The following is a 20,033-nucleotide window of genomic DNA, read 5'->3' on the forward strand; positions in this document are numbered from 1 at the left end:
GGGGAAACTCCATGCGTCCTGATTCACAGCCACATCCGTACATCGACATCATCAACAAGGTGGTGAAACCCGCCGTTGGCTGCACCGAACCCATTGCCGCCGCCTACGCGGCTGCCGTGGCCTGTCGGGCCCTGAACGCGGTACCGGACACCCTGCAGGTGTGGGTATCGGACAACCTCTACAAGAACGCCATGGGCGTGTTTGTGCCCGGTACCGGCAAAACCGGTCTGGCCATCGCCGCCGCCGCCGGTGCCATCGCCGGCAACCCGGACAAAGAGCTGGAGGTACTGGGAGAGGTCTCAAGCGAGGATGTGACCGTGGCTCAGGCGCTGATCGATGCCGGCAAGGTGACGGTCGAACGAGCGGTTACCGAAGAGTTTATCTACTGCAAGGTGATCGCCACTCAAGGCAACACAGTGTCCCTGGTGGAGATCAGCGGTGGTCACACCAACGTCATCCACACCTCTTTGAACGGCCACACCCAGTTTCAGCAGGCCAGTGCCGAAGCCAGCAATACCGCTTCGGTGTGCGACGGCATCGACATCAGCATCGAAGCCATATACGACTTTGCCCTGCATGCGGAGTTTGAGTCGATTCGGTTCATCCTCGATGCCGCCGAGATGAATGACCGGCTGTCGCAGGAGGGGCTGGCCAACAACTATGGCCTCGAAGTGGGACGCACCCTCCAGGACAACATCGAAGACGGTCTGCTGTGCGACGACCTGTCCACCCGGATTCAGATGCGCACCTCCGCCGCGTCCGATGCCCGTATGGGCGGTGCCAGCCTGCCGGCCATGAGCAACTACGGCAGTGGCAACCAGGGCATCGCCGCCACCCTGCCGGTGGTGGTGACCGCCGAGCAGCTGCGCAGCAGTGACGAACAGCTGGCGCGGGCGCTGATCATGAGCCACCTGGGTGCAATCTACATCAAATCCCATTATCCTCCTCTGTCGGCATTCTGTGGCAACACCGTCACCAGTGCCGCCGCGGCGATGGCGATGGTGTACCTCAGTGGCGGCAGCTTCGAGCAGAGCTGCTACGCCATCCAGAATGTCCTCAGCGACAGCTCCGGCATGGTGTGCGACGGCGCCAAATCGTCTTGCGCCATGAAGGTGTGTACCTCCTCCACGGCGGCGGTACGTGCCTTCTTAATGGCCCGCCGCAACAAGGTGGTCAGCAACCAGGGCATCGTCGCGGAAGAGGTGGAAGCCACCATTGCCAACGTCGGCTGTGTGGTTAACAGCGGCATGCAGGCCACCGATTCGGTTATCATAGACATCATGTCGCAATAGAAAAGGACGAGAGTGCACACCGTGGAACTGAAGCAGCTGACCCCCAGTGATTACGAGATCCTCGATGCCCTGGCCACCGTGGTCGAAGGCATCGCCGCCAGCTTTGGTGAGCACACCGAAGTGGCGCTGCACAGCCTGGACAAGAACTCGGCCGGGATCTACCGGATTGCCAACGGTCACGTCACCGGCCGCAGCCCGGGGGCGCCCATTACCAACCTGGCGTTAATGAAGCTGAAAGAGGGCAAAGACGTCTCTGACTCCTACTTTGCCCGCACCGAGACCAACCGCGAGCTGAAGTCGACCACCACCATCGTGCGCAACGGCGCCGGCGATCCCATCGGCCTGCTGTGCATCAACGTGGATCTGGGGGCACCGATTCAGTCCTTCCTCAAGGCCATGGTGCCCATGGACTGCACCCTGCCCGGCGCCAGCGGCACCCCGGAAACCTTTGCCCGCAACCAGGAGGAGTCGGTGAGCAGCACCGTGGAGCTGGTGAAAACTCAGGTGTTGAGCGACGACCAGATCACCCCCTCCAAGCGCAATCGCGAGGTGGTCACCCGCCTGCATGGCCTGGGCATCTTCAACTACAAAGGCAGCATTCCACTGACTGCCAGCCTGCTGGATATCTCCAAAGACACCGTCTACCTCTACCTCAGAGGGCTGGAGAAGAAGTAAGCCCCTCCACCGCGGTCTCTCTATTGCCGCGGTGGGATTTCCATCGCCGTCTCGATGCCAGCGAGGACTCTCAAACCGCCCACTTAAATCAACAATAAGCTGTGAGATTTATGCACCAGGTTATGGGTGTTTTTCGCCCCTAATAAACACTTGGCCCGTTCGAGATGGTAATCAATGCCTCGTGGGGTCATATGGTGAACCTCAGACAATTCGGTCCGTGAGCAGCCCTGAGATAAATGCCGAATAATCGAGATGGTGGCCGACTTCAACATTCCGTAGTCTTCCAGCGGGCTGGTAATTAGATGGGAGGCACTCACGGCAGTTTGATAAACAATCATTTCATTGAGACTATTCTCAATACTGCGGCGAATCTCAAACTCACTCTGCTCACTGACACCGTCATAAAAATACAGAAACCGGCCGCGAAGATCGCTGCAGGTCGCCAGTGGAATCGACACGGAAACCACCCGCTCATAGCCCCCTTCCCGAATTCGCTTTGCTGCATGGCTGCTTACAGACGACCAGCTATAGAGATCTTTCCTGACGCTCTTGGACAGCTCAATATCCATAGATTTCAGTCGCTTCCTGTAGCTCTCAAAGGTCTCTTCCAACCTGGCTGAAGAAAACAGGATCGACTGCCTCTGTTTCAGGCATTTCAACCAGGACTTGCCGAGCCAAACTTCCGGCTTATTGAGGTCTATATGAAACAACGCATCCACCGCCCCCACAGAAGTAACCAGTGATTTCAGCATGGCCGACAACGCCTCTTGCTGATTATTAAGATCTTCAAACTGGATTTTCATAAAGGCGCACCATCACTGACTGAATAGCAATTAGTGTACCGATAACTTGCCCCTGCCAGATAAGACCCACCTCAAAAAAACTCCCCTGGTTTGGGGCCGTGTTTCTAAGCTGTGAACCCTGCCCTGCGCCCCTGCTGAATCGCGGAAATTCAGTGTGATTTTACGAAGTCGAAATCCGGCCATTCCGATGCAGTATGGAGTAACGCTTTCTTTAGAAATGAATTTAATTGACCAGGTTCTTCAGAAAGGGCAAAAACAGATAAGGAAACACGAGATGATGAAAAGAAATATCGGGGTGCTGTTGGCCTCATCACTATTACTGAGTGCCTGCGGCGACAGTGACAGTAATGAGGTTTCGGTACCCACTCAGCCCCCAGAGCAGGAAACCCCTGCGACCGGCACCGGTGCGTTTGAGAAAGTATGGGGCCCGGACGTTAAGTATCAACTCAACACCACGGTGTACGCCTACCTCGATGGCAACATCGATCGCCAGGACATGATCGACCAGTTCGAGCGCAAAACGCCCGAGCACGGCATTGCCGTCGATCCTGAAAAACTGCGGGCCGCCAAGGCGGCATCCTATAAAAAGGGTGATGGCCTCTACATTGCCAGTGACATCTTCAACGACAATCAGATTACCTTTGCCGATGTACTGATGTACCTGTCACAGACCCGGGACGATTTCCACGTCGAATACCAGTGGAGTGATGAGATACAGTCGTACCGTTACACCGTCTGGCACGATAAAAATGGCGATGGTGACTTCGACGATGAGGGCGACGTCAACGCCGATCCCAACTGGTACGCCACCTACATGATCGATTTCGGCCGCTTCAAGCGGGAACTGTATTACACCGAGTCGGGAGAAGCGCTGTACCTTCGCCTGGAAGAGGTGTTGGTGCAGCCCAACTCCGGGCTTCACTTCCGCTCCTACAGCCCGATGATGACCAAACGCCGGGAGTCGGTTCAGCACTACCAGGCGGAACTGAAAGACAGCAGTACCCCCTCCTATTACAGCCAGGATACCCACGTGATCGTGGTGCCTACGGTGGCCCTGACCCCCATCGAAACCATTGGCACCGCCGGCGGCAAACAGTTGCTGTTTCACAACGTCGAGGCTCGAAGCCACAACCTGCGCCCCGATGTGTTTAAGAAGGATCAGGCCATTACCATGGCCGACGTGCTGCTCAGCATGAAGGAACAAGGACTGATCGAATCGGTAGGCTTCACCTTCTGGGGCAAACTGGCGTCCGACGTCGACGTGCAGCACTTTGTTATCAACGAGATTAACGGTGCCCGCTCGTCCGGCTTTCACAACTACGTTATCAACACCGGCGTTAGCTGGGCCATGGAGGACTTTGCCGCCAAGTACATGGTCAGCCAGCAAACCAATCTGGACTCCACCGCCATTGGTGCCTCCTCATCGACCATGCCCACCTACTGCGATCGCAAAGGCCAGTCCAACCCCTTCGATCCCAGCGACACCAGCCTGGATCATGCCGATGGCATTATCGATGCTGTCGGTGATCCTTTGAGGCTGGAGGAGTGCGATCCGGACACCACCGACATCAGCGATTGGTACAACGATCAGGAGTTTCATTTCTTCAGCGACACCTGGGTCATGAACCACCCCGGCGACCTGATGACGGTCATTAACTTCACCATGTACGATTTCTATCCTGAAGAGGAATCCAAACGGCTGGTGGGGGATGAAAAGTGGCCGGTGGCCGACATTGAGGACGCCATTGCACCGCTGGATCAACAGCACTTCGGCTGGGGCGTCGCCGACTGCGGCACCTGCCACTCTCTGGATGGCATTCACGCCGACGGCGATGTGGGCGTCAGCCTCGGAGTCAATCCCAAGCCCATCTCCATCTATGACGAAGGCGTGCGCAGCTACCCGGTCGACGACGCCTCACAACTGTTGGTGGCACCGTACCAATGTGCCGCCTGTCACGGCAGCAACGGCGCCCCCAAAGGCCACGGCGAAACTGGCACCTGCTTCTGGTGTCACTCGGAGGACTACATTCCGCCCAACCACGGCACCGCCTCCAGCTACATCTCCAAGATGTACCAGGGCGGGAATACGCCAGACATTCCTAACCGCACCTTCGACGCCATCGATGTCGACAGCACCGATGCGGCCGCCGTATCCCAGCTGGAAGCGGAGTTGCAGGAGTCGCTGACCCCGATCATGAATCTTGGCATCTACCCTGCAAAACAGGACGTTACCTGGCAAGGGTACTGGGGCCGTTATAGCGATGACATGAAGGTGAGAACCAACAGCAGCTGGACCACGGATCCCGTGTACCCGGACCCCTATGCCTGTGTCACCTGCCACCCCAAAGGCGAGTAACACAGTAATCTAACCATCCCCAGACAGGGCAGAGAGCCGCTGCCCTGTCTTCTCCTGCGCAATAATCAGCAGCCGAACCGACAACCTAACTGAACTGCCAACTGCAAAAGGCTTTTCAAGTGCCTGGACAGTAATCTAAACCGGAAACACTCAACTGCACCGGGGTAACCCCAGTGACGTGTCATGTTCCGGCATCATAACGATAAGAAGATGGCGAGAATGTTCCTTACCTTTCGTCTTTTGGCGTATCCATAACCACCATGGTTGTAATGGCGTTCACTTGTGGGATCTCTCCCAGCACATCAGAATGAAAACGTTTGTAGGCCGCTAAATCGCTCGTCTCAACCCTGAGCAAATACTCATTCTCGCCCGTGACATTGAGGCACTCTGTCACTTCTACTGCCCCCATGATGTGATCTTCAAAGCCCTGCTGTGATTTTTTGCTATGGTTCGACAGACCAATGGCAACATAGGCGATAAAGCCAATTCCCAGTTTGTTAAGGTCGAGTACCGCTCGGTATCCTTTTAGCACACCAAGACGTTCGAGTTCCTGAACCCGTCGCAATGTCGCCGAAGGAGATAGACCTATCCTGTTGGCAAGTTCCACATTGGACAGCTTGCCGTTCGACTTCAACTCGCGCAATATTCTTTCGTCAAATCTATCCATATTTTTATTTTATTGCTAAAAAAGCCATTTTTGAGCAAAGTTAGGGATAAAATTTACGTCATATCTCACTAATATACAAGGACTCACAACCAACACGAAATGAGAGAAATATGGATCACCAGCAGCTCCTCGCCCTAGTGGCCTTCGCGTTCGTATCAACCGTTTCACCAGGTCCTAACAATGTCATGCTGATGACATCTGGCGCTAAGGTTGGCTTCATGCGTACCATCCCCCATATGTCTGGTATTGTACTGGGATTCAGCCTTATGGTGTTCTTGGTCGGTATCGGCTTAATGAAGATATTCGCTCTATACCCCATCACCCAACAAATATTACAAATCAGCTGCATTGGTTATCTTTTGTATTTAGCTTGGAAAATCGCCTTGAGCCAATCAACAGGTAACAGTGCATCAGATTATAAGCCAATGAGTTTCTGGGCTGCAGTCTACTTTCAATGGATAAATCCAAAGGCTTGGTCAATGGCACTAACCGCCATTAGCGTTTACAACGCTTCTACCAATGTGTACGGCGTTTTATTTGTCTCTCTGGTGTTTGCCTTAATCAATATTCCATCGGTTAGCATTTGGACAATTGCTGGCAAGACATTAAGCGCAGCATTAAATAATGAGTCAAAAATGAAGGCCTTTAATTATGCCATGGCTCTATTGCTATTGGCATCCACATTAATGATGCTCGAAATCTGATTTCGGTATTACGTAAAGCCATTTCTCTAGCCATAAACTTCTGTTTTTGTCATTAGCGCCTAATTGGTGTTGCCAAACTTATGGGGACTCATCAAGGTCCTCTTGTCTTAACCATGGATAAAGCATTGATCCATATAGCTCACAGAATGGATGCCTCTGTAGCGCAAAGGCAGCACTCCTCTGACTGCCAGCCAGCTTGATACCTCCAAAGACACCGTCTATCTCAGAGGGCTAATAAGAAGTAAGCCAATCCGCCGCGACTCGAAGTCGCGGCGTCATTGGGCTATGCCAGCAACTGCCTAATCTGCTATCTGCAGTTAAACAAGCAAGTCCATGAAAACGTTACGAAGCGATGAATTGTCGAAATGGAAGCAGGACAACGATTGCGATCAGCGCTCATTATCAACAACGGCCATGTATCGCATCACACAGCCCTTTTGTTCTCAAACTGAACCTGCGTAACTGCAACACCCAAGTCGGCGTGGCGTTGACTGGAATCAAAGTGCTGAACAAAGTCATAGGCCTCAGTATGCCCGTTCGACGACGAACAGCTTAGATAGTAATTTCCCTTGGGGCATAAACGTCTCAAGCCGGGATTTGCTCAACAAGGCCCTCAAAACGTGAAACGCTACCAGGAGCAACCTCTTAAGAGTTTGCGAATGCCGCATGAATGGAATTTTCCAATCACGTCACAATTATCGCAAATGGTTGTTATTCGCATTTAGGTCAAACTGGCTCTCTGATAGAGTAGTGCCTAGATTTAAGTTACAAAGGTTTTTACCTAGTGAGTCTATTTTTTTTCTTGGCCATATAATGTTGTCTTTGCATTCATTGGCTCAGGATGATTCTAAAACTTGCTCTAACCAAAATACAGCGTTTTTCACAAGGCAATAACTAATTGGAACTATGTTAATTTCACCGCTGTTGAGCAAAAGGAATTACATTTTAATTATGGTAATTTAAAGGGTATGCTTTTATGGGTGGATTTAGTATTTGGAACTTGTTGGTAGTATCATTGTTTTTGGGTTCATTTATACTGCCTTTCTTCTTAACCGTTTTTTCTAAGCGAGCAAGAGGCGCTGAGAAATTTGGTTGGGTTATCTTGGTAATTGTGACATCTTGGATAGGATATGCCGTATTTTTGATCGTTACCAGAATGGCAAGAGGTAATACCTAGACAAGGTTTTTGACGCCAAATAACCCTTACATAGTTATGATAAAAAGCTTTTTATAGTATTTTATAAATTGAAAATAGGAGCGGCATCGTGCGATGCCGTTAGAACTGCGATTCGAACGACCACAACGGCGACAATTGTCCGCACGCAGCCTTACCAAGACCCTATGCTCGCAGCACTGTTAAAACATTGATTCAATGATGAGTGTCTTTGAAATCACCAGGCTCCATCGGCTCAATAATCAGACACCTTCTCTATAGGTTGCCAGCAGGCCGGGCCTCTCTGAATACATTTCAAGCCGAGCTTATGCTCCTGACCGTCGATATTATTGATGGCAATATCGAGTCAATTGGGTAAATGCGGTGACATTTAACCAATGAAAATAGTTTAAAGGCTGTTCAAATTCGGTTTGAATTACATTAAGAAGAGTATTTACCTTATCCTGTCTAGAGTGGTGATCATGGTAACAAAAGTTTGCACTGGCTATAATTCACACAGCCTGAATTGATCCATATCAGTTCTAATAAAAATCACCAGCGCATCATTTGAAGGAATACGTACTTTACTGATAAACGATTTTTTGGATGGGGGAGTTCCGAAAATCAAATTCGCTTTTAGTGTGAATAGGATTTAACGCTATGCTCTTATTTGAAACTATCTCTATTGAGGCTGCCCTGGCCTGGTTTGCCATTCTCATGGCACTTATCCTCCTGAACGAAGTAACCCGTTACAACAAGCAAATGGGGATACTCTTCTTCGTGTTATTACCCATTGCATTAACGCTATTCGTGTGGCCAACGACATCAGGAACGGACAGCGGTGCTCAAACCGCAAACTGGTTTGCCTGGATAAAAACCTATTCTGCGCTAATCGGCTGCTACATTGGTTTAGGCTTGCGGTTCTCTAAACGCCTGCAAGCAAATAAATGGTGGTTGTTATTAGCGCCAGGCATCTTAGCCATCAACATTCTTGAAGCCGTGATTCGCGAAGTTGAGGTGGTTGGAATGCAAGGGATCACCGAAGGCATGTTTTATATGGGTGGCCCCTGGAACTACGTCAACGCACTCGCCGGAATTATCAATATCCTGTGTATCAGCGGCTGGTTTGGCATCATCATATCGAAAGACAAACACCATGATCTCGTTTGGCCCGATATGCTGTGGTTCTGGATTATCGCGTATGATTTGTGGAACTTCGCCTATGTCTACAATTGCCTGACTGACCGAGCCTTCTTTAGCGCGGCCTTGCTAATTTCCTGCACAATTCCAGCATTTACCACCAAACGTGGAGCATGGGCGCAACACCGGGTTCATACCTTAGCCTTATATATGATGGCCATGATGACCTTCCCAAGCTTCTTTATCGAAAGCAGTATGGCGGTACCCTCCACTCACGATCCTGTCGCCTACTGGTCGGTGAGCATAATTGCTCTTGCATTTAACGTGTGCGTACTCGTCTACCAAGTTAACACCATCATTAAACGTAAGAAGAATCCCCTTACTGAAGACATCTACGATCACTTTGCAGAACACCAAGCTATCGTAAAAGCGAATCGTTGATTTGAGCGAAGGCCGGGTTAGCCGGCCTTCTTTTTAACCTGCTGCATTACACATTTGTACTCGTGTGATGTTCGCTTATTTTCAGGCTCGGCCGCCTTCCATTGAAAAGACGTGCCCCACCAGCGCGCAGACCTCTACGCCGCACTAGCGGCCCCGCAGATGGCCCCACATCACCTTGAGTCGCTCCACAAACCCCGGCCTTGGTGCCATTTCAACAGGGGTCGGTTCCGGCATGATCACCCTGGGAGCGATCTGGCTCAGCAGTTCAGACAGGTTGTCCGCCAGCTTCTGATGCGGCTCCTGCCCGGGAATCTCCAGCCACAGGCTGCCATCGGCATTGTCCATCACCACCATGGCATCAGACTGTTCCATCAGCCCCACAAACCAGGTCGCCGGTTGCTTGAGGCGTTTTTTCATCAGCGCGTGCCCCACCAGGTTCTCCTGCAGGAAGGCAAAATCATCCTGGTTCCAGGGCTGCAACAGCTCACCGCTGCCAAACTCGGCGTCAAACTGCAGGTTGCCGGCAAAGAAGTGACCGTAGAACGCCTGCAGATCCGGGTGTACCGGCAACTCCAGCGCCGGCTCCAGGTTGGTAAACGCCCCCAGCGGCTGCTGAGCCACCGCCTGCCAGTGCTGGCCCAGCTCATGCTCCGACACCGCCGCCGGTCCGGCTTCGTCGCGGTCGGTTACCGGCAACTGGCCGTGGGTAGACTGCCAAGCGTGGCGAAAACGGTCGAAAAACTGCTCTAATGCGGCACTGTGGTTCATAGATTCCGGGTCACTGGGGTAGAATAGAGGATTATTGTGCCACGAATCGGAAACGTTATGACAGATCATCACGATCCCTACCATGGGGCCGACGCCCTGTCGGGATTAACTCTGGGTCAGCAAACCCAGTATCAGGACCAGTACGCCCCAGAGCTGTTGCAAGGGGTGCCACGGCAACTGAACCGTGATGCCATCGGTCTCGGCGATGCCCTGCCCTTCACTGGCGCCGACATCTGGACCGGCTTCGAGCTGTCCTGGCTCAATGCCAAGGGCAAGCCCATGGTGGCCATTGCCCATTTTGCCCTGCCGGTCAGCTCCGCCAACCTGGTAGAGTCCAAGTCGTTCAAGTTGTACCTCAACAGCTTTAACCAGACCCGTTTCGACAGCGTCGACGCGGTGCGCGAGGCTCTGGCCAAGGATCTGAGCCAGTGTGCCCAGGGCGAGGTGTCGGTGCGCATTGTCCTGCCGGATGCCTTTGGCGCCGAGCCTCTGGTGGAACTGGAAGGGGAGCTGATCGACGACCTGGACATCAGCATCGACGACTACCAGTTCAACCCGGATTACCTCAGCGGCGCCGCCGCTGACGAGGTGGTGGAAGAGACCCTGCGCTCCAACCTGCTCAAATCCAACTGCCTGATCACCTCGCAGCCGGATTGGGGCAGCGTCCAGATCCGCTATAAAGGTGGCCGCATCGACCGGGAAAAGCTGCTGCGTTACCTGATCAGCTTCCGTCGCCACAACGAGTTTCACGAACAGTGTGTGGAGCGTATCTTCATGGACCTGAAACGCTACTGCGGTTGCCAACGGCTGACGGTGTACGCGCGCTACACCCGTCGCGGCGGCCTCGACATCAACCCGTTCCGCAGCGACTTTGAAGCCCTGCCAGCCAACCACCGTCTGGCCCGCCAGTAAGCGGCAATAGCCACAAGTTGGCAATGGTTATTTTATAATCAAATTTGCATCCGCAGGCGGGCATTCTGTAGAATGCCCGCCGCCCTGAAGAGCTATAGGAATACCATGTTTAAGCCAGAACTGCTGTCCCCTGCGGGAACCCTGAAGAATATGCGCTACGCGTTTGCCTACGGTGCCGACGCGGTGTACGCCGGTCAGCCCCGCTACAGCCTGCGAGTGCGCAACAACGATTTCAACCTGGACAATCTGGCGACCGGCATCGACGAAGCCCACGCCCAGGGCAAGAAGCTGTACGTGGTTTCCAACATCGCTCCTCATAACAGCAAGCTCAAGACCTATCTGCGCGACATCGATCCGGTGATGCAGATGAAGCCAGACGCACTGATCATGTCCGATCCCGGGCTGATCATGATGGTCAAAGACGCCTACCCGGATCAGCCTATCCACCTGTCGGTGCAGGCCAACGCCATCAACTGGGCCAGCGTCAAATTCTGGAAGCGCCAGGGCATTGAGCGGGTGATTCTGTCACGGGAACTGTCTCTGGACGAGATCGAAGAGATTCGCATGCAGTGCCCGGAGATGGAACTGGAAGTGTTTGTGCACGGCGCCCTGTGCATGGCCTACTCCGGCCGTTGCCTGCTGTCCGGTTACATCAACAAGCGCGACCCCAACCAGGGCACCTGCACCAATGCCTGTCGCTGGAACTACAACGTTCACGAAGCCAAAGAGAACGAAGCCGGAGACGTGGTCGCCGTCAACCCGCAAACCGACGCCAGCCAGCCACAAATCGTGCAGCCGACCCTGGGCGCCGGTGCCCCCAGCGACCAGATCGTGCTGCTGCAAGAGGGCAACCGCCCCGGCGAGTACATGCCCGCCTTTGAAGACGAGCACGGCACCTACATCATGAACTCCAAGGATCTGCGTGCCATTCAGCACGTGGAGCGCCTGAGCAAGATGGGCGTGCACTCGCTGAAGATCGAAGGCCGTACCAAGAGCTTCTACTACGTTGCCCGTACCGCGCAGCTGTACCGCAAGGCCATCGATGATGCCGCCGCCGGTCGACCGTTCGATCCCAATCTGATGCTGTCGCTGGAATCCCTGGCCCACCGTGGCTACACCGAGGGCTTCCTGCGTCGTCACACCCACGACGAGTACCAGAATTACGACTACGGCTACTCGGTGTCCGAGAAACAGCAGTTTGTCGGCGAATTCACCGGCGAGCGCAACGCGCAGGGCCTGGCGGAAGTGCTGGTGAAAAACCGCTTTGAGATTGGCAACAGCGTCGAGTTGATGACCCCACAGGGCAACCTCAACCTTAACCTGGAGCACATCGAAAACCGCAAAGGCGAAACCATGGCAGTGGCGCCGGGCAACGGCCACACCGTGTACCTGCCGCTGCCGGAAGAGATCAATCTCGGCCACGCCATCCTGATGCGCAACCTGGACGAGGGGCAAACCACCCGTAACCCCATCAAACCAGCCTAGCGCCGCACCGAACAGGCAATCAAAAGGGCACCCTAGGGTGCCCTTTTTGCTCTGTGCTGACTCGCAACTAAACTTATGGTAAAGTCGCCGCCCTCTCTCGCAATCGAACCGGAACGATCATGGCGTTAATCATCCTCGACAGCTGCATCAACTGCGACATGTGTGAACCTGAGTGTCCCAACCAGGCCATCAGCATGGGTGAGGAGATCTATGAGATTGATCCGGACCGCTGCACCGAGTGCGTGGGCCATTACGACAAGGCCACCTGCGTCAGCGTCTGCCCCATCGATTGCATCGACCCGGATCCTGAGCACCAGGAAGACGACGCCACCCTGATGGCCAAATACCTGATCCTCACCGGCAAGGCCTGAGCGCCTAGCCGAACGGCCCTTTCAGCAACCGCTGACACCAGGGCAGCAACGACTGCGGCAACGGCGGCAGCAGGCTGACCCGCCCCAGCAGCGCTTTCAGTTCCATCGCCAACTCGGTCTCACCGCTCATCTCCAGCTGACGCTGGAAAAACAGCCCATCGGCATCCCCCTGGCCAAACGCCAGGAAGGTGAAAGCGCTGAGACTGCCATCGAGCAGGGCGTCTTCGCTGCCATCGGCCCAGTCAATCTGCCAGGCGCCGTCTTTCAACCCCAGCGACACCGCCATCGGCATCCCCCGCAGTTGAATGGCGATCCGTTTGCCTTGCAGAAAATCAAGGTCTCCCTGGCGCCGCAAATCATCGAAGCGCAGCTTCAAAACCTGCTGTAAAACCAAGGCGATGGGAGTAAGCGGTGGGGTAAAATGGGGCAGAGTATGGGTCACCTAAACGTCCATTATTAGGTCAAAAAACGCATTGTAAATAAGATCTTCGTCACAATCAGTGTTCAGGATCAAAGTCTGGTTTTCTGTTTCCGGTAAATTGGCCAAATCCACAAATTCAGTCGAGTTTAAGACATGGAACTTCTGGCTCCGGTTGCCAACCTGGCGGCCCTGGACAACGCCCTGGACGCGGGCGCCGACGCGGTCTACGTCGGCCTGAAAAACGACACCAATGCCCGCAGTTTCGCCGGCATCAACTTCACCGCCGAGGAACTGCAACAGGCCAGTGAACGCTGCCACCAGCGCGGCAAGGTGCTGATGGTGGCCATCAACACCTTTCCCCAACCCGGTCAGGAGCAGCGCTGGCAACAGGCGGTGTGCACCGCCGCCGAAGCCGGTGCCGACGCCCTGATCATGGCCGACCCCGGCCTGCTGGCCTTCGCCGCCTGCCACTACCCGGACACCGAGCGCCACCTGTCGGTACAGGCCAGCGCCGCCAACCTGCCGACCCTGAAACTGTTTCACGAGCAGTTTGGCATCACCCGGGCGGTGTTGCCCCGAGTGCTGGACATCGACACCGTCGAGGCCATTTGCGCCGACAGCCCGGTGGAGATCGAGGTGTTTGCCGGCGGCAGCCTGTGCGTGATGGCCGAAGGCCGTTGCCAACTGTCGCATTACGCCTGCGGCCACTCCCCCAACTCCGGCGGCGCCTGTTCCCCCGGCGCGCTGGTGAGCTGGGAGACGCAGAACCACAGCCGCGACGTACGCCTCAATGGCCACCTGCTGGATCGGGTTGCCCCCAACGAGCCCGGCGGCTACCCGACGGTGTGTAAGGGCCAGTTTGTAGTGGAAGGCAAAGCCCTCTACCCCATCTCCCGCCCCTGCTCCCTGTCCACCTTGCCACTGCTGCCCCGCTTTGGCCGTGCCGGCGTCGCCGCCCTGAAACTGGAAGGGCGCCAGCGCAGCCCCTACTATACCCGCCAGGTCACCCAGATCTGGCGCCAGGCCATCGACCGCTGGCGCCAGGATCCGGATGGCTATCGCAGCGATCCCCACTGGCAGGGACAACTGAAACAATTGGCAGAGGGCAGCCTGATCACCACCGGCGCCTATCTGGGCAGCTGGCACTGATAAGGAACCTCGATGAAACTGTCATTAACCCTGAACAGCTGGCCCCTGAGCCGCCAACAACAGCAACAACAGCTGCAGCAACTGAGCCAGTTGAGCGTCGACCGGGTCTATCTCGGCGAAACCGTGTGTGAAAAGCGCGACCGACCGGCGCTGCGCACCCTGCTGGAGTACGCCGAAACGGCCAGCCACAGTGGTAAGCAGGTGGTGCTGTCGACCCTGAACCTGGTGAACGGCCCACGGGAATTGAAACTGGTGGAGAACGTCTGTCGCCAGTCGGAGTTTCTGGTAGAAGCCAGCGACCTGACGGCGGTGCAGCTGATGGCGGAGCAAAAACGGCCGTTCTGGGCCAGTGCCAACCTCAACCTGTACAACCTCGACAGCCTTCGCTGGATGCAGAGCCTGGGTGCCATCGGCTTTACCCCGCCCATCGACATCAGCGATGACAATGCCGTCCGCTTAATCGCCGAGTCCAGAGAGTCGCTGATTGCGCCGTTGTCGGCGGAGATGATTGGCTTCGGGTGGCCGGTGTTGGCGGTGTCCGCCCGCTGTGCCACCGCCCGGATTCAGGGGCGCAACAAGCAGCACTGCGACAAAATCTGCCAGCAGAGGAGAGTGCCGCTGGCCTCCACTCTCGAGGGCCAGAATCTGCTGCACATCAACGGGCCACAGTCACACGGTGCCCGCCCGGTAGACCGCCTCGACGCCGTCCATTACTGGCAACAACAAGGGGTAGAATGGATGCGGCTGGTGCCCGGCCCTAGCCTGGATGCCGACTGGTTAAGCCACCTTAGTGAGGATCTGGCCGCTGCGGCTCCGTTTCGCCGTCACGAAATACCAGCACCAACGCATAAAACAGCCATAGGGTAACCGACACCAGCAACAGCCACCCCAACAACGCCGGCCACCAAATCAGTGGCCGTTCGGCCCCAAACAGGCCAAAGGGGTAGCGGTCCTGCAACACCAGCAGGGCGTCATCCCGAAACAGCAGGTTGGAAGCAAACAGCGCCGCCGCCACCGCCGGAACCACCCCCCAACGCGGCGGCTTATCCACCAGGATCGAGCGGCAGTAAAACAGGGCGCAGATAATGGTCATGGCATAGAAAGCCATCATCGCCTTGGAATGCAGGGTACCGACGTTGACCGGAAACAGACCGCAACCGGACAAACACAGGCTCAGCAGCACTCCACACACCAACAGGGGCGAACGAAAGCTCCTGTTGATCAACCAGTTACTGAAGATAAACGACAAGGTCAGCGCCAAACCGCCGAAAAACAGGCCGCCGTTCACCAGCACCGCCAGCGGCGAGGTGCCGTAGCGTCCCAGCTCCGACAGGCTGTGGTTCAGAAAACTGAACGACTCGCCGCTCTCCCCCTGATACACCAGTGCGGCAATCAAAGAGGGCAACAGCAACAAAGCCAGGGCGGCAATGCCGATACGGTTGGTCAGTCGAACCAGAGGACGGTGCTGAAATTTCATACTTTTTCCGCTTTGGGCAATGCTGCACAGTGTACCCGCTCAGGGAGATTGAGCAAACTGCGGCGGCGCGGCCGAATGTAGCGCCGCCGAGAAAGGAAGGGCTTACTGACGCACGGTGTAGTCGCCGACGCCCAGCCACTTGTAGGTGGTCAATGCCTCCAGCCCCATGGGGCCGCGGGCATGCAGTTTCTGGGTGCTGACCGCCACCTCGGCGCCCAAACCAAATTGGCTGCCATCGGTAAAGCGGGTGCTGGCGTTGATGTACACCGCCGCCGAATTGATGCTGGCGGCAAAATAGTGCGCCACCGCCATGTCGGCGGTCAGGATCGACTCAGAGTGATCGCTGGAGTGGGCCCGAATGTGATCAATGGCCTGCTCGACGTCGTCCACCACCTTGATGCCCAGGGTCAGAGACAACCACTCACGGTCGTAATCACCGTCACCGGCGGGCGCCACCTCGATCACCGCACGGCTGCGCTCACAGCCCAGCAACGTCACCTGCTGAGGGGCCAGTCGCGCCTGCAGCGCCGGCAGCAGGGCATCGGCCATCTCGGCGTTCACCAGCAGGGTGTCCAGGGCGTTGCATACCGTCGGCCGCTGCACCTTGGCGTTTTCGATCACCGCCAGTGCCTTATCCAGATCGGCGCTGGCATCCACATACAGGTGGCAGATGCCGATGCCGCCGGTGATCACCGGAATGGTGGCCTGCTCCTTACACAGCTGATGCAGACCGGCGCCGCCACGGGGAATGATCATATCCACGTAGCGATCCAGCTTCAGCAGCTGGGTCACCAAAGCTCGATCCGGGTTGTCGATCAGGCCGATGGCGGCCTCGGGTAAGCCGTGCTCCGCCAGGGCCCGGTGAATCACCGCCACCAGCGCCAGATTACTGCGGCGGGTCTCCTTGCCACCCCGCAAAATGGCGGCGTTGCCGGTTTTCAGCGCCAGCACCGCGATGTCGATGGTGACATTGGGCCGCGCTTCGTAGATCACCCCGACCACCCCCAGGGGGATGCGGCGACGACTCAGGCGCATGCCGTTGTCCAGCAGCTTGCTGTCGATGTCCTCGCCCACCGGATCGGCCAAGCCGATGACGGTCTGAATGTCGGCGCAGATCGCCGCCAGTCGCTGCGGCGTCAGCAGCAACCGATCCAGCATGGCGTCATCCAGGCCGGCGTCGCGGGCATCGGCCAGATCCTGACCATTGGCCGCCAGAATCTCCGCCTCGGCGGCACCGATGCCGTTAATGATGCTGGTCAGCAAGGCGTCTTTCTGGGGGCGACACAGTGACATCAGGGCAAAGCTGGCCTTGCGGGCCGCCTGGCCCAGAGTACTTAATTCGTTGTTAGTCATAGAATCACCAAATCGTTGCGATGCACCGCCACGGTGCCGTAACTGAAGCCCAGGTGCTGCTCAATCTGATCCGAATGGCAGCCCAGAATCTTGGCCAGGCTGGCACCGTCATAACGGGCGATGCCGCGACCGATGATACGGCCATTCTGGTTGCAGATGTCGATGGTAGCGCCGCGCTGGAATCGCCCGTGCAGCGCCACGATGCCCTTGGGCAACAGGCTGGAGCCCTTATTCACCAAGGCGCGTACCGCCCCTTCGTCGACGGTCACCGAACCGGCACTGGAAGGCGCCGCCAGCAACCACTGCTTGCGGGCATCCAGGGGCTGGGCATCGGCGCAAAAACGGGTACCGACCGACTCGCCCAGCACCAACCGCTCGATCACCCCTTCGCTGTGACCGGCGGCGATCGCCACCGGAATTCCGGCCCGCTGGGCCACGTCGGCGGCTTGCAGCTTGGTGGCCATGCCGCCGGTGCCCAGGTTGGTGCCACTGCCGCCGGCCAGTTTGCGCAGCTCATCGGTGATGCGGTTCACCTCGGAGATCAACTCGGCCTCGGGGTTGGAGCGGGGATCGGCGGTAAACAGCCCCTGCTGGTCGGTCAGCAGAATCAGCTTGTCGGCGTCCGCCAGCATCGCCACCAGCGCCGACAGGTTGTCGTTATCGCCGACCTTGATTTCGGCGGTGGCCACGGCGTCGTTTTCGTTGACGATAGGCACGATGCCAAAGTTCAGCAGCGCGTGCAGGGTGTCCTTGGCATTGAGGTAGCGCTCGCGATCGTCGAGATCGGCCCGGGTCAGCAACATCTGTCCCACGTGCATGCCGTAGAGGTTAAACAGGTGCTCCCACTGCTGAATCAGATGGCTCTGCCCCACCGCCGCCAGCATCTGTTTGCTGGCCACGTTGTTGGGCAGGCTCGGTTGTCCCAGATGCTCCCGTCCTGCGGCGATGGCACCGGACGTGACCAGAATCACCTCGCAGCCGCCGCGTTTCAGGCGAGCCATCTGGCGCACCAATTCAACCATGTGGGCCCGATCCAGGCACTCTCCCCCAGAGGTGAGAACACTGGTTCCAAGCTTAACCACCACGCGTTTATAGGACGTTGATAAAGAAGACATCGTACTGACAGTTAGAGACACATCCCTCCTTTATAACTCAGGCCATCTCAAAGCACATCTTAAAAACGCAAAAAGGCGCCCCTAAAAGGGACGCCCATCACGACTCGTTGCTTTTTTATACGACTTGCTTATAGGAAGGCGTATTTCAGGATAAAGGCCACCGCCAGAATGGCCACCGCCGGGTTCAGATCCCGGAACCGGCCGGTCATCAGCTTCAGTGCCGCGTAGCTGATGAAGCCCACGGCGATGCCGTGAGAGATGGAGTAGCTGAGCAGCATCACCAGGGTGGTCAGTACTACTGGCGCCGCTTCGGTCAGATCTTCCCAGTCCACGCCCACCAGGCCAGACATCATCAGGATGGCGACGTACAACAGCGCCCCGGTGGTGGCGTAAGCAGGCACCATCCCCGCCAGTGGCGAGAACAGCAGACAGGCACAGAACAGCAGGCCAACCACCACCGCGGTCAGGCCGGTCCGGCCGCCGGAGGCAACACCGGCGGTGCTTTCCACGTAACTGGTGGTGGTGGAGGTTCCCAGCATGGCACCGGCGATGGTGGCACTGGAGTCGGCAAACAACGCCTTGCTCAGACGAGGCAATTTGCCCTGGTCGTCGAGCATGTTACCGCGCTGGGCCACTGCAATCAGGGTACCTGAGGTATCGAACAGGTCCACAAACAGGAAGGCGAACACCACCGACAACATGCCCACTTCCATGGCACCGGCCAGGTCCATCTGCATTAGAGTCGGCATGATCGACGGCGGCGTCGACATGATGCCGGTAAACTCCTGCTTACCGAACACCAGTGCCAGCACGGTTACCACCAGAATGCTGATCAGCACCGCCGCTTTGAGGCGGAAATGCACCAGGGTAATCACCATCAGGAAGCTGAGCATCGCCATGATGCTTTCGAAACGGGTCACATCGCCCAAAGACACCAGGGTTGCCGGGTTATCGACGATGATCCCGGCACTTTGCAGGCCGATGAACGCCAGGAACAGGCCGATGCCTGCAGCAATGCCCAGACGCAGCGACATGGGAATGGCGTTGACGATCCACTCGCGAATCTTAATCACCGACAGCAGCAGGAAGCACAGACCGGACAGGAATACCGCTCCCAGTGCCGTCTGCCAGGAGTAGCCCATCTGACCGACGACCACAAAGGTGAAGAATGCGTTCAGGCCCATCCCGGGTGCCAGAGCGATGGGGTAGTTGGCCACAAAGCCCATAATGAAACAACCGATGGCAGCCGCCAGACAGGTGGCCACAAACACGGCCCCTTGGTCCATTCCGGCAATGGCCAGCATCGATGGGTTTACGAAGATGATATAAGCCATCGCCAGGAAGGTCGTCAGTCCGGCGATCACCTCTTGGCGCGCGCTGGTACCGTTGGCCTTCAGCTTGAAGAGCTTTTCCAACATAGGATGTCCTAATTTTTTTGTATTTTAATAATTTGAGTACAGAGTCGCACTGCCTGGGGCAGTTGCGGCGCAATTATGCGGATTTCGCCTCATTTCAGCAAGCAAAAGGCCAAAATGATGGCAAAAGTGTTATGAAAATGCGCAGGAATGTGATCGGGATTAACCGACAGATTAAACTCGGTTCAGACTCTGTTTCGACGGTCTCCTTAGCCTAGGCATACGCCAATGGGTACCAGGGTGCCGCTGAAAACAGATAAAAAAACGCCGGCAACAAGGTTGCCGGCGTCAAGGATGACAAAGTTGGACCGTACAACCATCGGCGAATCCCGCCAA

The 20,033-nt window shown here is 56.2% G+C and carries 18 protein-coding genes and 1 pseudogene; 11 read left to right on the forward strand and 8 right to left on the reverse strand.

Translation table 11 applies throughout. The annotated features are described in order from the left end of the window. Positions 1-11: 11 nt before the first annotated feature. Together H598_RS0105380 and H598_RS0105385 are read left to right on the forward strand one after the other, a co-directional pair. Entirely contained in the window at positions 12-1,292 is a 1,281-nt protein-coding gene (locus tag H598_RS0105380) for an L-cysteine desulfidase family protein (RefSeq protein WP_028112100.1), read from the forward strand. A 12-nt stretch (positions 1,293-1,304) separates the two neighbouring features. Next, entirely contained in the window at positions 1,305-1,967 is a 663-nt protein-coding gene (locus H598_RS0105385; RefSeq protein WP_245595558.1) for a helix-turn-helix transcriptional regulator, read from the forward strand. An 83-nt stretch (positions 1,968-2,050) separates the two neighbouring features. Here H598_RS0105385 and H598_RS0105390 read toward each other — a convergent pair whose 3' ends face one another. Then, on the reverse strand, positions 2,051-2,770 hold the full coding sequence (locus H598_RS0105390) for a helix-turn-helix transcriptional regulator (RefSeq protein ID WP_028112102.1): 720 nt from the start codon (positions 2,768-2,770) through the stop codon (positions 2,051-2,053). A 274-nt stretch (positions 2,771-3,044) separates the two neighbouring features. On the opposite strand from H598_RS0105390, the gene H598_RS0105395 reads away from it, so the two are divergent. Next, the gene (locus H598_RS0105395; protein WP_028112103.1) at positions 3,045-5,126 is read left to right on the forward strand and encodes a hypothetical protein; all 2,082 of its coding nucleotides are present in this window, start codon (positions 3,045-3,047) and stop codon (positions 5,124-5,126) included. 226 nt (positions 5,127-5,352) lie between these two features. Here the strand turns inward: H598_RS0105395 and H598_RS0105400 are convergent, their stop codons facing one another. Continuing rightward, positions 5,353-5,793 carry an Lrp/AsnC family transcriptional regulator gene (locus H598_RS0105400; RefSeq protein WP_028112104.1) on the reverse strand — a complete coding sequence of 147 codons (441 nt, stop codon included), beginning with the start codon at positions 5,791-5,793 and terminating at the stop codon, positions 5,353-5,355. Positions 5,794-5,903: 110 nt separating this feature from the next. Between H598_RS0105400 and H598_RS0105405 the strand changes: the two genes are divergently transcribed. The 3 genes and pseudogenes from H598_RS0105405 (at position 5,904) to H598_RS0105415 (ending at position 9,231) form a co-directional block, all read left to right on the forward strand. Further along, a complete protein-coding gene (locus H598_RS0105405; RefSeq protein ID WP_028112105.1) occupies positions 5,904-6,497 on the forward strand; it encodes a LysE family translocator in 594 nt (197 codons plus the stop codon). A gap of 342 nt (positions 6,498-6,839) precedes the next feature. Beyond that, positions 6,840-7,053 (forward strand): annotated as a pseudogene (locus H598_RS27165) (IS5/IS1182 family transposase); the annotation flags it as partial. 1,257 nt (positions 7,054-8,310) lie between these two features. Continuing rightward, positions 8,311-9,231, forward strand: coding sequence for a DUF5692 family protein (locus tag H598_RS0105415; RefSeq protein WP_028112106.1), 921 nt, complete (start codon positions 8,311-8,313; stop codon positions 9,229-9,231). Positions 9,232-9,375: 144 nt separating this feature from the next. Here the strand turns inward: H598_RS0105415 and syd are convergent, their stop codons facing one another. Next, on the reverse strand, positions 9,376-9,999 hold the full coding sequence (gene syd / locus H598_RS0105420) for a SecY-interacting protein (RefSeq protein WP_028112107.1): 624 nt from the start codon (positions 9,997-9,999) through the stop codon (positions 9,376-9,378). Between the two features lie 57 nt (positions 10,000-10,056). Here syd and queF point away from each other — a divergent pair, with 57 nt between their 5' ends. The 3 genes from queF (at position 10,057) to H598_RS0105435 (ending at position 12,767) form a co-directional block, all read left to right on the forward strand. Then, complete coding sequence (queF, locus tag H598_RS0105425; protein WP_028112108.1) at positions 10,057-10,911, forward strand: NADPH-dependent 7-cyano-7-deazaguanine reductase QueF; 855 nt, start codon at positions 10,057-10,059, stop codon at positions 10,909-10,911. 105 nt (positions 10,912-11,016) lie between these two features. Beyond that, positions 11,017-12,396, forward strand: coding sequence for a prephenate-dependent tRNA uridine(34) hydroxylase TrhP (gene trhP / locus H598_RS0105430; protein ID WP_028112109.1), 1,380 nt, complete (start codon positions 11,017-11,019; stop codon positions 12,394-12,396). A gap of 119 nt (positions 12,397-12,515) precedes the next feature. After that, positions 12,516-12,767: a YfhL family 4Fe-4S dicluster ferredoxin gene (locus tag H598_RS0105435; protein WP_028112110.1), complete on the forward strand. Its 252-nt coding sequence runs from the start codon at positions 12,516-12,518 to the stop codon at positions 12,765-12,767. Between the two features lie 4 nt (positions 12,768-12,771). Here H598_RS0105435 and ubiT read toward each other — a convergent pair whose 3' ends face one another. Then, complete coding sequence (gene ubiT / locus H598_RS25450) at positions 12,772-13,209, reverse strand: ubiquinone anaerobic biosynthesis accessory factor UbiT (RefSeq protein ID WP_051252449.1); 438 nt, start codon at positions 13,207-13,209, stop codon at positions 12,772-12,774. A 132-nt stretch (positions 13,210-13,341) separates the two neighbouring features. On the opposite strand from ubiT, the gene ubiU reads away from it, so the two are divergent. Beyond that, positions 13,342-14,337, forward strand: coding sequence for a ubiquinone anaerobic biosynthesis protein UbiU (gene ubiU / locus H598_RS0105445; RefSeq protein WP_028112111.1), 996 nt, complete (start codon positions 13,342-13,344; stop codon positions 14,335-14,337). 12 nt (positions 14,338-14,349) lie between these two features. Further along, on the forward strand, positions 14,350-15,204 hold the full coding sequence (locus H598_RS23415) for a U32 family peptidase (RefSeq protein WP_051252451.1): 855 nt from the start codon (positions 14,350-14,352) through the stop codon (positions 15,202-15,204). Here the strand turns inward: H598_RS23415 and H598_RS25455 are convergent. The 4 genes from H598_RS25455 to H598_RS0105470 all read right to left on the reverse strand — a co-directional run bounded on the left by H598_RS25455 (position 15,125) and on the right by H598_RS0105470 (position 19,700). Next, positions 15,125-15,814 carry a hypothetical protein gene (locus tag H598_RS25455; RefSeq protein ID WP_051252453.1) on the reverse strand — a complete coding sequence of 230 codons (690 nt, stop codon included), beginning with the start codon at positions 15,812-15,814 and terminating at the stop codon, positions 15,125-15,127. The genes H598_RS23415 and H598_RS25455 overlap by 80 nt on opposite strands. 102 nt (positions 15,815-15,916) lie before the next feature. Continuing rightward, positions 15,917-17,167 carry a glutamate-5-semialdehyde dehydrogenase gene (locus H598_RS0105460; RefSeq protein WP_028112112.1) on the reverse strand — a complete coding sequence of 417 codons (1,251 nt, stop codon included), beginning with the start codon at positions 17,165-17,167 and terminating at the stop codon, positions 15,917-15,919. Beyond that, positions 17,164-18,282 (reverse strand): glutamate 5-kinase, encoded by a 1,119-nt coding sequence (proB, locus tag H598_RS0105465; RefSeq protein ID WP_028112113.1) that lies wholly within the window; start codon positions 18,280-18,282, stop codon positions 17,164-17,166. Before proB ends, H598_RS0105460 begins: the two co-directional genes overlap by 4 nt. A 128-nt stretch (positions 18,283-18,410) precedes the next feature. After that, positions 18,411-19,700, reverse strand: coding sequence for an NCS2 family permease (locus tag H598_RS0105470; protein ID WP_028112114.1), 1,290 nt, complete (start codon positions 19,698-19,700; stop codon positions 18,411-18,413). Between the last annotated feature and the right edge of the window lie 333 nt (positions 19,701-20,033).

The sequence above is a fragment of the Ferrimonas kyonanensis DSM 18153 genome, from assembly GCF_000425405.1.
In the GTDB taxonomy this organism is placed as follows: Bacteria; Pseudomonadota; Gammaproteobacteria; order Enterobacterales; family Shewanellaceae; genus Ferrimonas; species Ferrimonas kyonanensis.